Origin of the sequence: Tissierella pigra (genome assembly GCF_018917845.1) — a bacterium.
GTDB lineage: Bacteria > Bacillota > Clostridia > Tissierellales > Tissierellaceae > Tissierella > Tissierella pigra.
This window is the reverse complement of record NZ_JAHLPJ010000001.1, coordinates 1,364,097-1,379,750: the sequence shown is the minus strand read 5'-3', so window position 1 is coordinate 1,379,750 and position 15,654 is coordinate 1,364,097. Positions and strand designations below refer to the sequence as shown.

Sequence of the window (15,654 nt, the reverse complement as noted above, 5' to 3'; positions counted from 1 at the left end):
ATATTATAATATATTAGTATCTTATTATCCTATATTGGCTCTCACCAGTATCCCTTAACTCTGTATTTGAATGGTCATTGGTGTGTCCTGAATATAATAACTTGCCTCTAGATTCACCTGTTATCATAATTGAATGATACCATCTTCCATTAGAAATTTTTAGTTTTACAACATCTCCTATACGTGCTCTATTTTCTATCTCCCTAAAAGAATCACAGATATATGATCTCGCTCCATTCCTAATACTATAGGCATAAAAATCCTCAACTCCTATCCAATAGGATGATTCTTTCCATTTATATACAGAATTATTTCCATGCCATTCATCATATTTTATGCTATACCATCTACTTACAGTATTAGTAATTCCAGTTTTTATATTTATACTCATTTATCGTTTCTTATACACACAATTTTTATCATATCATTTTAAAAATAAAGTAAGCCGTTTCAAAAAATAATCTCTAATATGGAAGAAAAATAATTGAATTTTATGAGGGTACTGAAAAAGTATACTTTTTCAGTACCCTCATATTTATAAAGAAGTAATTTTTAAAGATAAAAGATAATGTAAATAACACGAGATTTAGAAACAACTAGACTTTATTTCCTACACCTTAAATTAATCTAAAAAGATTCTATTTAATATTTATTTATATTTATACAACTACTATTTAAAAACTAGTTTCTCCTCATATATATCCCCATCAACCTTATATTTAATTATTAATTCGCAATCTTCACTCGCTTTCTTTTCCGTTCCAAATACTGCAAATGTAAATACTTTTTTTGGATTTCCTCCAAATGCAAGTTTCTCCAAAAAAGAAGGAGTATAATTCACATCTCTACTAGAAAAATGACTGTTATCAGCATATTTATTTCCATTTACAATGAATGTAGTAGCTACTTCTATATCAGTATCTTGTCCTGTATAATAAAGATACCCACTCCATGTTGCTTTTGGGTCTAAAAACTCCCTTCTATAATAAGCTTTCCATTCTCCATTTTCACTTTTTGCATAAATTGATTGACTTCTCATATATATAATTATAGAAATCATAATGATAAATACTATAGATATACTGATTAATATCTTTTTTTTATTCATTCAAAATCACCCTACTATAGTCTAATATATTAGTATCTTATTATCCTATATTGCCTCTCACCAGTATCCCTTAATACTTCATTTGAATTGTCATTGGTATGTCCTGAATATAATAATTCTCCCCTAGATTCACCTGTTATCATAATTGAATGATACCATCTTCCATTAGAATTTTTTAGTTGTACAACAAGGTTCATTAATATACATTAAAACATACAGTAATAGCAAAATCAACATATTTGGTTAGACAAATTTTGCAAGAAACTCGAATTTTGTCTAACTATCTGTTTTCGTTAACTTTAAATTCAATTTAGTCATATGTTACAATATAAAAAAACAAGGTTGTGGGCGTCCCCACAACCTTGTTTTTTTACTGTTATATATTATTCAGCCATTTTTTTATATTGCTCGTATCTATCCTTAGCATCTTTCTCAGCTGCATCAAATAATTCATCTGCTACCTCTGGGAATGTTCTTCTTAATGAAGTATATCTAACCTCAGAGTTGATGAAGTCCATAAATGGTTCTGTTGGTTCTTTAGAATCAAGAACAAATGGATTTTTACCTTCATCTTTTAATCTTGGGTCAAATCTAAATAAATGCCAGTATCCTGTATCTACAGCTTTCTTTTCTTGCTTAATTGTTGTACCCATACCAGTTCTTATTCCATGGTTGATACATGGTGCATAAGCTATAACTATAGATGGTCCATCATAGGATTCTGCTTCTTTAAGTGCTTTCATTAATTGGTTCATATTAGCACCCATTGCTACTTGAGCTACATATACATATCCATAGGAAGTCATCATTAGACCTAAGTTCTTCTTAGTTACTCTCTTACCAGAAGCTGCGAATTTCGCAACTGCTGCTGTTGGAGTTGCTTTAGATGATTGACCACCAGTATTTGAATATACTTCAGTATCCATAACAAATATATTTATATCTTCTCCTGAAGCTAGAACATGGTCAAGTCCTCCAAATCCTATGTCATATGCCCAACCATCTCCACCAAATATCCACATAGATCTCTTGATTAGATAGTCCTTTAACTCTTCGATTTCAGCAAGGATTTCTTTTCCTCTTGCGTTATCTACTTCTTTATTTAATCTTGGTAGGATCATACCAGTGGCAGCCTTTGAAGCTTTTGCATCTTTCTTGCCTTCTATCCAAGCATTAAAATGAGTATTTAATTCTTCATCTATATTTAATTCAACAAATTCCTTCATTAAATCTTCTAATTTATCTCTCATTTGGCTAACAGCTACTGCCATACCATATCCGTATTCAGCATTGTCTTCAAATAATGAGTTTGCCCATGAAGGTCCTTTACCTTCTTGATTCTTGCAATATGGCATAGATGGTGCAGAACCACCCCAGATTGATGAACAACCTGTAGCATTGGCAATCATCATTCTATCACCAAATAATTGAGTAATTAATTTTACATATGGAGTTTCTCCACAACCAGCACAAGCTCCTGAGAATTGAAGTAATGGTTCTTGGAATTGTGAGCCTTTTATACTGAATTCATCCATTACATCAGTTTTAGCCTTAACTGTCATAGCATATTCCCAGTTTTTAGCTTCTACTTCATATTCTTCTTCAAATGGTGTCATAACTAAAGCTTTTTGTTTTGCTGGGCATACATCAGCACAGTTTCCACATCCTGTACAATCTAATGGACTAATTTGAATCTTGAATCCATATTCTTCTAATCCTTTTCCTGTAGCTTTTAATGTTTCAAATGTTTCTGGTGCATTATTTTTCTCTTCTTCGTTTACAAGAATAGGTCTAATAACTGCATGTGGACAAACATATGAACATTGATTACATTGAATACAGTTTTCTGGTATCCATTTTGGTACATCTACTGCTATACCACGTTTTTCATATGCTGATGTTCCATGTGGGAATGAACCATCTTCTCTGCCAACGAAAGTACTTACAGGTAAATCATCACCTTCTTGTCTATTCATTGGTTTAAGAACTTTTTCTATAAATTCTGGAACGTCTTTGTTATCTTCTACAACTTCAGCTTCAGCATCTCTCCATGTTGCTGGAACATCTATCTTAACTAAGGAATCAATTCCCTTATCTACTGCTTCATAATTCATTCTAACTACTTCTTCACCTTTATTACCATATTCGTCAACTATGGATTTCTTTAAGTGAGCAACTGCCTCTTCTAATGGTAATACTTCAGCTAATTTAAAGAAAGCTGACTGCATTATCATGTTTATTCTTCCGCCTAGTCCTATATCAACTGCCATCTTAGTTGCATCAATTGTATAGAAGTTAATATTGTGTTCTGCAATATATCTTTTCATTGATGTTGGTAGATGTGAATCTAGTTCTTCTTCATTCCATGTACAGTTTAGAAGGAATGTTCCGCCGTCTTTTAGTCCTTTTAATAAATCATATTGATATACATAGGATTGCTTTGAGCATGATATAAAGTCTGCATCAGTAATTAAATAAGTAGATTTTATAGGCTCATGTCCAAATCTTAAATGAGAAATAGTAACTCCACCGGATTTCTTACTGTCATATGCAAAGTATCCTTGTGCATACATATCTGTATCGTCACCGATAATCTTTATAGCTTGCTTATTTGCTCCAACTGTTCCGTCAGAACCAAATCCCCAGAATTTACATTTAATTGTTCCCTCTGGTTCAGTGTTTATAACTTCTTTTATATCTAATGATAGATTAGTTACATCATCAACTATACCTATAGTAAATCTATCTTTTGGTTTATCTTGGTTTAAGTTTTCATACACAGTTAATATCTGTGATGGAGTAGTATCTTTTGAACCTAATCCATATCTTCCGCCAACTATAACTGGTCTTATGTCTGAATCATAGAATATGTTTTTAACATCTAAATGTAGTGGTTCAGCAACAGCACCTTTTTCTTTAGTTCTATCTAATACTGCAACTTTCTTTACAGTCTTAGGTAATACATCAAAGAAGTATTCTGGTGCGAAAGGTCTATATAGATGTACCTTAATAACCCCTACTTTTTCACCTTTTTCCATTAAGTAATCAATAGTCTCTTCTATAGTTTCAGTAACTGAACCCATAGCAACTATTACTCTTTCAGCTTCTGGATGTCCATAGTAGTTGAAAGGTTTATAATCTCTACCAGTTATTTTATTTATTTCGTTCATATATTCCACTACAACATCTACTACTTTTTCATAGTATGGGTTAGCAGCTTCTGCAGCTTGGAAATAAATATCAGGATTTTGTGCAGTACCTTTTGTATACGGTCTTTCTGGATTTAATGCTCTTTGTCTAAATTCGTTAAGTGCATCGTAATCAACCAGTTTTTCTAAATCCTTATAATCCATTACTTCAATTTTTTGAATCTCATGACTTGTTCTAAATCCATCAAAGAAATGTAAGAATGGCACTCTTCCTTTTATAGCAGCAAGATGAGCAACTCCTGCTAGATCCATTGTTTCCTGAACAGAACCTGAAGCAAGTAATGCAAAACCCGTTTGTCTAGCTGCCATAACATCTTGATGATCTCCAAATATACTAAGTGCATGTCCTGCTAGAGCTCTTGCAGTAACATGGAACACTGCTGGAAGTAATTCTCCTGCCATTTTATACATATTTGGAATCATAAGTAGTAGACCTTGTGAAGCTGTAAATGTAGTAGTTAATGCTCCTGCTGATAAAGAACCATGAACTGCTCCTGCTGCTCCTGCTTCAGATTGCATTTCTTTAACTAATACTTCTTGACCAAAAATATTTTTACTGCCATTAGCAGACCATTCGTCTACTAATTCTGCCATTGTTGAAGATGGTGTAATTGGGTAAATTGCTGCTACATCAGTGAAAGCATAAGCTACATGGGATGCAGCCGTATTACCATCCATAGTCTTCATTACTTTTGCCATTTGTATACCTCCTTTTTATTATAAAACTAGTAAGTTTGTTGAAAAATTAACACTTCGCTAATCAAAAGTGTTTCAATACTTTATAACCATATTTTCTTACCCTTTAAGTATATGAAATATTGGGTAGAAAGTCAATCTTTGGAATACATAATTAAAGAGAATAGATTTATAGTTATTCTATATCTATCCTCTTAAATTGCAGAAATAGTTAAAAAAACTTAACAATTTAAAAACTTCTTTTTGGAATTATCATACATGCTATAATATATGCTATTATGCCCGGAAATCCTGCACTAAAAATAGATAATAATACCCATCCAAGTCGTACTAGAGTAGAATCTATTCCAAAGTACTCTGCAATTCCTCCACATACTCCAGATATTTTCTTATCTGTATTAGATAAAAATAATTGTTTCATTTATTCGCCCTCCTTTTTCTTATTAAAATGATTATACAATTCTTCTGCCGCTAATTTATTCATCCCTTTTACTTCTGATAATTCTTCTATAGATGCCTTCTTTATTTTTTCTATACTTTGAAAATGTTTTAGTAGTTCCACTTTTCTTTTTTCTCCTATGCCCTTTATATCATCTAGCTCAGATTTAAACATCCTTTTAGTTCTTAATGATCTATGATAAGATATGGCAAATCTATGGGCTTCTTCTTGCACCCTATAAATTAATTTAAACCCTAGAGAATCTTCATTTAAACTTATCTCTTTATTATTATATATTATTCCTCTTGTCTTGTGAAAATCATCTTTTACTAGTCCACATACTGGAATGTCTAGGTTTAAGTTTTTTAATACTCTAATAGCCACATTTACCTGCCCCTTTCCACCGTCCATCATTATCAAATCTGGAAAATTTGAAAATCCCTTTACTTCTATTTTATTTTCATTCATTAGTCGTTTTTCTTCTAAACCTCTAGTAAATCGTCTAGTTAAGATTTCTTCCATACTTCCATAATCATCTGCACCAACTATAGTCCTAATTCTAAATCTTCTATAGTCTGATTTTTTTGATTCTCCTTTTTCAAATACTACCATGGAACCAACAGATTCTACTCCACTAATATTTGATATATCGAAGGCTTCAATTCTATTTAAATCGTTACTAATGCCTAAGGTACTTTTCAATTCTTCTAAGGCTTTTTGGTTTTCCATTGCTTTCTTTAAAAATCTATCACCATATTTATTCAGCATATCTAAGGCATTTTTTCTAACCATATCTATTAATCCAACTTTATCACCACGCTTTGGTATTAGTATATTTATTTTAGTTCCTTTCTTTTCTCCTAACCATTTAGATATAGCTTCCATATCTTGAATTTCTTCTTCTATTATAATTTCTCTTGGTATATAAGAAGCACCAATATAAAATTGTTTAATAAATGAACTAAGAATTTCTTTTCTGTCTTCTTCAAAGGTATCTTCCAATATAAAATGTTCTCTACCTACAATTTTTCCATTTCTAATAAAAAATATTTGTATACATACTTCTTTTATACCCCTAGCCATTCCTATTATATCTTGATCTACCAAATTAGTAGTGGATTCTATCTTTTGTTTTTCATGAAGTAAATTTAAAGAATTAATTTGGTCTCTATATTTTGCAGCTTCTTCAAAATCCAAGTTCTTCGATGCCTCTTTCATCTTATCCTCAATTATTCCAATTAATTTATCTTCTTTGCCATTTAAATACATGAGAACTTCATTTACCATTCCCATATATTGCTCTTCATTTACATTTTCACCTTGACATGGTCCTAAACATCTTCCCATATAAAAATTCAAACAAGGTCTAGTTTTTTTAGTATAGCTACTTAAATTACGATTGCAAGTTCTTAAAGGATATATATTTCTCAAAATTTCTATTACATCATTTACTGCATATACACTGGGATATGGTCCGAAATATCTTCCTCCGTCCTTTAATACCTGTCTGGTCTTCATTACTCTAGGATATTTTTCATTTAACGTTACTTTAATATAAGGATATTGCTTATCATCTCTAAGTAGAATATTATATTTAGGTTTATGCTTCTTTATTAAATTAGCCTCTAATATTAAAGCCTCTACTTCATTATCTACCATAATATATTCAAACTCAAATATATGCTTAACCATGGCATTTACCTTAGGTGGATTGTTTTTTCCTGATTGGAAATACTGTCTTACTCTTTTTCTAAGAGAAATAGCCTTTCCTACATAAATTATCTCTTCATTTTTATCCTTCATTATATAAACACCTGGCTTATCAGGTAGTTTTTTTAGTTCTTCTTCTATATCAAACATCAAATCACCTCATGCTTATGTCAATTTTAAATTTAAAATTGTTAATTAGAACCTATATTCTTATTATACCAAATTTATTTGTATTTAGATATTTAAAATGCGATACTAAAAGTAGTATCGCATTTTAAATCATATTAATTATTTACTGATTCTTTTACTATTTTCACTAGTTCCTTAACTCTATCTCCAATTAGCTGTAAATCTTCCTCTCTAGGAGCTCCTTTAAACTCAACTGGTTCTATAAAATCCCAATTCATACAGTATCTACTCATTATTTCATCTAGTTCTTTTTGAGCACCACCTGACCATCCATAGGAACCAAATCTAAAAGCTTTTCTCCCTTGAACTTTTTTCTTTCCTAGTTCCTCCAAAACTGCTGCCATTGGTGGAAACATTTTATATTCATAAGTTGGCATAGCAAGAATTATTCCCGTTGAATTCCAAGCTGATGCTAGTACTGTTCCCCAAGAATCCTGTGGTACTTGATGTAATTTGACTTTTATACTTTCCTTTTCTAACAATTCAACTACATAGTTTACTGCCTTTTCTGTCATACCGTACATAGAACCCCAAATAATAGTAATTTCTTCATTTGCAGGTCCTTTTTGATAAGAAACATATCTAATATAATCTTCAATAATCTTACTTGGATTTTTTCTCCATACTATTCCATGACCTGGTGCTATGATTTTTATAGGCAATGGTGCACATTTTTCAATGGCTTTTTTTGTTGGCATAGAAAAAGCTCCAACTATATTTGAATAATATCTAACAGCTTCTCTTTCATAAAACTCTATTTCTTCTTGTTTTAATAAATCATCATAATTTGAATCTGTAACTTTTCCAAAAGAACCAAAAGCATCACAAGAAAATAAAGTCCCTGTTAATGTGTCAAAAGTCACTATGGTATCTGGCCAATGAACATTTGGTATTTCTGCAAATTTTAAAACATGACCTTTACCTAAATCTAAAGTATCATTATCCTTCACAATTGTAATATTTTCTTTATGATTATAGAAGGCATCTAATAACTCTGCAGATTTTTGACTACAAACTATTTTAAAATCATTATTTATCTTTTTAAAATCTTCTATCCATCCTGAATGATCAGGTTCCATATGATTTATTATAAGATACTCTATGGATTTTGGGTCTATCTCTAGTTTACCTAGAAGTTTAAATAGAGACTCTGGTACTCCATCCCAACCACATACTCCATCTACTATTGCTGTTTTCTCCCCTTTTATTATATAAGAATTTACAGAAACCCCATTAGGTATTTCCCATAATCCTTCAAATAGTATATTTTCTACATTTACTGAAAGCTGATAAATATCTTCAGTAACCTTTGTTACATTCATTTACATCCCCCTTACATTATTACCTTTATTGTCTTAATCTTCATACCTTGATATATATTAAACTATTTCTTATTTACCCATATATTGGATATAAAAACAAATCAGAATATTACAATATAAAACTGCTAATTATATTGTTTAGCAGTTTTATATATTTATTAGCCTCTATATACTTCTAGTTTCATTTTTTAGCCATTCTCTTTCTTCGTGGCTTAAATAGGATTCAAGTTTATTATATACATCTTTATGATATTCATTTAACCATAGTCTTTCTTTTTCAGATAATAACTCCACATCTACACCTTCTAAATCTATTGGCACAAAAGATAATGTTTCAAATTTCATAAATTGACCTGAATCTGTTTTTATATCCTCATCTACTACTACAATATTTTCTATTCTTATTCCATGACTTCCAGCTTTATATACTCCTGGTTCTATACTTACTACCATTCCTTTTTCAAGAACTACAGTATTTACAATTGGTGCAATTCTATGAGGACCTTCATGGACATTTAATAAAAACCCTATGCCATGGCCAGTACCACATTTATAATCTATACCTTCTTGCCATAATGGGTATCTTGCCAATACATCAAGGCTATGTCCTGTAGCACCATAAAGGAATCTTGCATTTCCTAAGTTTATATGGCCTTTTAAAGTTAATGTAAAATCTCTTTTTTCTTCTTCAGTTATAGGTCCCATTACTACAGTTCTAGTTATATCAGTAGTTCCATCAAAGTATTGTCCACCTGAATCCACTAGATATAATCCTTCTCTTTTTATTTCAGCATTTGAATTTTCATTGGCTGAATAGTGCATCATAGCTGCATTTGCCTTGTAAGCAGATATAGTACCAAAGCTTGGTTCAATAAATCCTTCCTGCTCTTTTCTAAATTCTAATAACTTTTCCTGTGCTGATACTTCAGTAACTTGAATATTTCCTACATTTTTATCTAACCAATATAAGAATTTAACTAAAGCTACTCCGTCTTTAATATAAGCATTTTTTTGATTTTGAATTTCAGTAGGGTTTTTTCTACCTTTTAAATTTGTTGTAATGTCTGTGCCTTCTACTATATTACATTCCGATGGTATAGCCTTATATAACCATCTGTTTATTCTATTTTTATCAATATAAATATTTGTCTTTTTATCTATTTTACTTATATAATCAATAACCTCATTATATTCAGCAATCTCTACTCCGTTTTCTTTTAGAAAAGCTTCAACTTCACTGCTTATCTTTCTTTTATCTGTAAATAAATAAGATTTATCCGTGGAAATTAGTGCATAGGATATGACTACAGGATTATTTGATACATCTCTTCCTCTAATGTTATATAGCCAAGCTATGTCATCTAAACTTCCTATAAGAAAATAATCTGCACCTTGTTTCTTCATTTCGGCTCTTACTTCTTCAATTTTTTCTTTCCCAGTTTTACCTGTATATTTTAATTCATGTATAAAAGCTTCTTCCGTAGGTAAACTTGGTCTATCAGTCCAAATTTCTCCTACTAAATCATATTCATCAATAAATTTAATATTTTTTCCTTTAAATTCTTTTTCTAAATTTTCAACTGCAAATTGTGAATATACTTTACCATCAAACCCTATGGTATCTCCATTATTTAAGTTATCCCTTAACCATTCTGTATAAGTTGGGAATCCTGGTATTGCAATTTTAAACAACTTATACTCTGAACCTTTTAATTCTTTCTCTGCCTGAACAAAGTATCTACCATCAGTCCATAGAATTGCTTCCTTTTGTGTAATCACCACAATACCAGCTGAACCTGTAAATCCTGATATCCATACTCTTCCTTTATAATAGTCTGCTACATATTCAGATTGATGTGGATCTCCTGTGTTCACAATATATGCAGAAATACCTTTATCTTTCATTAGTTCTCTTAGTTTCTTTACTCTTTCATTAATTACCATCTTTTACCCCCCTAGTCTTTTCTAATTTTATTATTAAAATGGCTACTATAACTGCAGATATACCAGCCACTAATTTACTTACTATGTAGGCATTAACATTTTCTGGAGAAACTGATGAAATATATCCTAATTGTCCCCCAAAAACATAGGAAGCCGATACAGCAAAGGCTGCATTTATTATCTTTCCTTTTTCATTCATTTTATCATAAATTCCTAACATTGGAATGCTATGAGCTAAAGAGCTGAATATTCCAAGTATAGAATATTCATCGAGTTCAAGTTTACTTCCTAGTTTAGTTAAATATCTTTGTAATGCTCTAGATATAAAATGAAACATTGGATAGGCACCTGATAATATAATTCCTATTTTTACTACTAATATTGCCCCTTCCTCTAAAGGGATTAAACCATTTATTATTTCAACTTCAAACATAAAGTTTAAAATAGACACAATTAAGCCAAAGGTACTAATGGCTATAATGACTTTACCTATTACATTAAATATTCTAACTATGGTATTGGGTATTTTAAATATCCCAATAATTATCAAAGCCGAAAATATTATAACTGGAATCAAATTAAATACAATGTAAATAAATTCTATTCCCATCATGATTCCAGCAACGACCATTCCAATGGGTATAGTCATAATACCTGCTAATACACCCTTAGCAAAGTAGTTAAAATCCTCTTTAGGTATTAGTTCCACTGAAATAGGTATGGTAAAAGATATAACAGTTCCAAGCATAGAAGAAAGCATAAGTCCATTAAATTCTCCTATTGATTTATTTAATGCTATTTCAACACTTGTGTTGTAACCTCCCAGGTCTGGAGCCAGTAAACTTCCTATAAATACAGAAGGATCTGTATTTAAAACATTTGCTATTGGATTAAGTATTGGAACAAGGGCCTTAGCAATAATTGGAGATAAACTATAAATACCTATTATAGATACTGCTAATCCACCTAAGGATTTAAAGCCTTCATCAAACTTTTCTCCTAACCCAAATCTATTATTTAATATTTTATCTATTCCAGCAATAGCGGAAAAGATAACCATTATATAAATCATCTTTCACCTCATATTTCAAATTATAATGATTTTATTATACTATATTTATATAACTAATAAAAGAAAAAAGGCAGATTATCTGCCTTTTTATCTATAATAGATATTATTTTAAGTTATTTATTTCTCTTACATAATGACATGAAACAAAATGTCCTGGTAATACTTCTTCTATTACTGGATTGTCATGGTGACAATTTTCTTTAGCATAGACACATCTTTGTGCAAATCTACATCCTGGTTTTGGATTAATTGGAGAAGTAAGCTCACCTTTTAGTAAAACTCTTTCTCTTTTATGTTTTAAACTTGGCACTGGAATTGCTGAAAGTAAAGCTTTTGTATAAGGATGTAATGGATTTTTAAATAAATCCTTTGCATCTGATTTTTCAACTAATTGACCAAGATACATTACAAGTATATCATTTGATATATGTTTAACAACTGATAAATCATGAGTGATAAACATGTAAGTTAAATTTAATTCTTTTTGTAAGTCCTGCATTAAGTTAAGAACCTGTGCTTGAATTGATACGTCAAGTGCTGATACTGGCTCATCACAAACAATAAAGCTTGGATTAAGTGCCAATGCACGAGCTATACCTATTCTTTGTCTTCTACCGCCATCTAATTCGTGAGGGTAAGTATTAGCAAGTCTTTCTGCTAAACCTACAGTATCCATTAGTGATGATACTTTTTTCTCGATTTCTTTTTTATCTTTTATGGTTTTGTGAATTATTATAGGTTCTCTTATTATTTCACTAACTGTCATTCTAGGATTTAGAGAAGAAAATGGGTCCTGAAATATAATCTGCATTTCATTTCTCAATTCTCTAAACTTATCTTTATTGATTTTAGTAATATCTTCACCTTCATAAATTATTTGTCCATCTGTAGACTCTAGCAAATGAAGTATTACTCTACCTAAAGTTGACTTTCCACACCCTGATTCTCCTACAACACCTAATGTTTCACCTTTATCAATATTAAAAGTAACACCATCAACTGCATGAAGTAGTCCTTTAGGGGTATTGAAATACTTCTTTAGATCTTTGACTTGTAAAATTGGTTCCATCTATATTTCCCCCTTTGGTTTTACTTGTCCAGTATATATATGACATTTTACCTTGTGTTCTGGTGCTATTTCTGTATCTTCTGGATGATTTTCCTTACAATATTCTGTAGCGTGAGGACATCTTGGATGGAATTTACATCCTGAAGGTAGATTTGTTGGGTCTGGCATAAGGCCTTTTATTGGCTTTAATCTATCTACTTCTTCATCTAAGTTTGGAATTGAACCAAATAGTCCTCTAGTATATGGATGGCTTGGGTTTTCAAATAAGTCTTCAATTTTTGAATACTCTACTATTTCACCAGCATACATTATAGCAACTTTATCGCAAACTTCTGCCACTACACCTAAATCATGAGTGATTAAAAGCATAGCTGTGTTAAATTCGTTTTTCAAGTTATTCATTAATTCAAGAACCTGAGCCTGAATAGTAACATCAAGAGCTGTTGTAGGTTCATCTGCTATTAATAGTCCAGGGTTACATGCTAAAGCTATGGCAATAACTACCCTTTGCTTCATTCCACCTGAGAATTGATGTGGATAATCAACTGCTCTAGCTCCTGGAATTCCAACTAATTCTAGCATTTTCTTTGCCTTTTCAAATGCTTCTTTATTAGATAGTTTCTCATGTATTTCAATAACCTCAGATATTTGCTCTCCTACTGTCATAACAGGGTTTAAAGCCGTCATAGGGTCTTGGAATATCATGGAAACCTTATTTCCTCTTATCATTCTCATTTCATCTTCTGGCAACTCTAATATGCTTTGTCCTTCTAAGAATATTTCTCCATCAATAATCTTTCCTGGAGGATTCGGAACTAATCTTAGAATTCCCAGAGCAGTAGTAGTTTTTCCTGCACCTGTTTCACCAACAAGACCTAATGTCTCACCTTTATTTATTTCCATATTTACACCATTCACTGCCTTAACTGTACCTTCTTCTGTAACATAGTGGATGTGTAAATTTTTAATATTTAAGAATTCATTACTCATTTAAAAGTTCCTCCTCTCTTATTGTTTTAATCTAGGATCTAGAGCATCTCTTAAACCGTCACCAAGTAAATTTAGTGATAGTATTGTAAGCATAATCGCTATACCCGGGAATGTAGTTACGTGCCATGATTGTCTAATAAAATCTTTACCAGATGAAAGCATTGCTCCCCATTCTGGAGCTGGTTTTTGAATACCTAAACCGATAAAGCTAAGACCTGCTGTTGATAGTATAGCACTTGCAACTCCTAATGTACCTTGTACAATTATAGGGGCTAATGAGTTTGGTATTATATGTTTTAATATAATTCTAGTATCTTTAGCTCCAATTGCTCTAGCAGCTTCTATATATTCTTGATCCTTAATGGAAAGTACAGAAGCTCTTACAATACGTGCATAACTAGGTATGGATGATATACCTACTGCAATCATTAGATTTAGCATACTTGTACCAAGGGCGGATACTATGGCAATTGCAAGTAGTATACTTGGAATTGCTAAGAATATATCCATGGCTCTCATTATGATATTATCAAATTTACCACCATAGAATCCTGCTATAGCTCCTAAAGTACCACCAATTATTATGGCAATACCTACAGCTATGATACCTACCTGTAAAGAAACTCTAGCACCGTGAATTATTCTAGCAAATATATCTCTACCTAATTCATCAGTACCTAGAATATGGTCTTTACTTGGTCCTTGAAGCCTAATTGAAGTATTCATCTTTATAGCTACTTCATCATAATCTGCAATTACATCAGCGAATAAAGCTAATAATATAAAAATAGAAATTATAGTTAAACCTAACATGGCCATTTTATTTCTTCTAAGTCTTCTCCAAACTTCTGACCATTGTCCTTTTTTCTTTTTACTTGTATTTTTTTGTACAGCTTTGTCAGACATTATTCTACCTCCTTACCTTGAGTATTGATTATCTATATTGTGATTTTATTCTTGGATCTATAAATGCATATAGTAAGTCAACCAAAAGGTTAACAAAGCTAAATGTTACAGATATAAATACAACTGATGCTAAAACCATTGGACTATCTTTTTGTCTAATAGCATCTACCATAAGTCTTCCAACTCCTGGCCATGAGAATACTGACTCAGTAAGTACCGCACCACCAAGAAGACCTCCGAATTGTAGTCCAACAACTGTAACTACTGGTATAAGTGCATTCTTTAGGGCATGTTTATTTACTACTTTCTTTTCAGCAACTCCCTTTGATCTAGCAGTTCTTATATAATCTTGTCTTATTACTTCAAGCATTGAGGATCTAGTCATACGAGTTATAATTGCGGCTGAACCAACACCTAGTGAAAACGCTGGTAAAATTAAGTGTTTAATTGTTTCAGAACCACTTGATGGCAGAAGTCTTAAATTAACAGAAAATACTAAAATAAGCATTAGTCCCAACCAGAACACTGGCATGGAAACTCCTATTAAAGCACCGATCATAGATATACTGTCTAAGGCTGAATACTGCTTTGTTGCAGAAATAATACCTACAGGAATACCTATTGCAATTGCTATCAACATAGCCGCTGCCGTAAGCTTTAAAGTGGCAGGGAATCTAGCAAAAACCTCATCAAAAACTGGTCTATTAGTTGAATATGACCTTCCAAAGTCTCCTGTTAAGGCCTTAGTTATAAATCTAACATATTGCACAATAAATGGGTCATTTAATCCCATTTCTTCTCTTAAAGCTTCGACCTGTGCAGGTTGCGCACTTTCACCAAGTATAAGTTTCGCTGGGTCTCCTGGTGTAAAGTACATAATTGTGAAAACTAAAAATGTAACTCCTAATATTACTGGAATTAACAGCAATAATCTACGTAATATATATTTATGCACTTCTTTCCCTCCTTATCTAATAGACATTGTCAATGTTATTTATTA

12 protein-coding genes are annotated in these 15,654 nt (G+C 31.5%); all 12 read right to left on the bottom strand.

The window, feature by feature from the left end:
* Positions 1–13 precede the first annotated feature (13 nt).
* The gene (locus KQI41_RS06700) at positions 14–391 is read right to left on the bottom strand and encodes an amidase domain-containing protein (protein ID WP_216585064.1); all 378 of its coding nucleotides are present in this window, start codon (positions 389–391) and stop codon (positions 14–16) included.
* Positions 392–670: 279 nt separating this feature from the next.
* Positions 671–1,108 carry a hypothetical protein gene (locus KQI41_RS06695; protein ID WP_216585063.1) on the bottom strand — a complete coding sequence of 146 codons (438 nt, stop codon included), beginning with the start codon at positions 1,106–1,108 and terminating at the stop codon, positions 671–673.
* Between the two features lie 383 nt (positions 1,109–1,491).
* The gene (gene nifJ / locus KQI41_RS06690; RefSeq protein ID WP_216585062.1) at positions 1,492–5,016 is read right to left on the bottom strand and encodes a pyruvate:ferredoxin (flavodoxin) oxidoreductase; all 3,525 of its coding nucleotides are present in this window, start codon (positions 5,014–5,016) and stop codon (positions 1,492–1,494) included.
* Positions 5,017–5,242: 226 nt separating this feature from the next.
* Positions 5,243–5,434 (bottom strand): PspC domain-containing protein, encoded by a 192-nt coding sequence (locus KQI41_RS06685; RefSeq protein ID WP_216585061.1) that lies wholly within the window; start codon positions 5,432–5,434, stop codon positions 5,243–5,245.
* Positions 5,435–7,312, bottom strand: coding sequence for an excinuclease ABC subunit UvrC (uvrC, locus tag KQI41_RS06680; RefSeq protein ID WP_216585060.1), 1,878 nt, complete (start codon positions 7,310–7,312; stop codon positions 5,435–5,437).
* 134 nt (positions 7,313–7,446) lie between these two features.
* Complete coding sequence (locus tag KQI41_RS06675) at positions 7,447–8,673, bottom strand: FprA family A-type flavoprotein (protein WP_216585059.1); 1,227 nt, start codon at positions 8,671–8,673, stop codon at positions 7,447–7,449.
* A 165-nt stretch (positions 8,674–8,838) separates the two neighbouring features.
* Complete coding sequence (locus KQI41_RS06670) at positions 8,839–10,617, bottom strand: aminopeptidase P family protein (protein ID WP_154439203.1); 1,779 nt, start codon at positions 10,615–10,617, stop codon at positions 8,839–8,841.
* Positions 10,607–11,689 carry an ethanolamine utilization protein EutH gene (gene eutH, locus KQI41_RS06665; RefSeq protein WP_154439204.1) on the bottom strand — a complete coding sequence of 361 codons (1,083 nt, stop codon included), beginning with the start codon at positions 11,687–11,689 and terminating at the stop codon, positions 10,607–10,609. Before eutH ends, KQI41_RS06670 begins: the two co-directional genes overlap by 11 nt.
* A gap of 103 nt (positions 11,690–11,792) precedes the next feature.
* Positions 11,793–12,758 carry an ABC transporter ATP-binding protein gene (locus KQI41_RS06660; RefSeq protein WP_154439205.1) on the bottom strand — a complete coding sequence of 322 codons (966 nt, stop codon included), beginning with the start codon at positions 12,756–12,758 and terminating at the stop codon, positions 11,793–11,795.
* Positions 12,759–13,748, bottom strand: coding sequence for an ABC transporter ATP-binding protein (locus KQI41_RS06655; RefSeq protein ID WP_154439206.1), 990 nt, complete (start codon positions 13,746–13,748; stop codon positions 12,759–12,761).
* Between the two features lie 18 nt (positions 13,749–13,766).
* Positions 13,767–14,654, bottom strand: coding sequence for an ABC transporter permease (locus tag KQI41_RS06650; RefSeq protein ID WP_154439207.1), 888 nt, complete (start codon positions 14,652–14,654; stop codon positions 13,767–13,769).
* 28 nt (positions 14,655–14,682) lie between these two features.
* Entirely contained in the window at positions 14,683–15,609 is a 927-nt protein-coding gene (nikB, locus tag KQI41_RS06645; RefSeq protein ID WP_216585058.1) for a nickel ABC transporter permease, read from the bottom strand.
* Between the last annotated feature and the right edge of the window lie 45 nt (positions 15,610–15,654).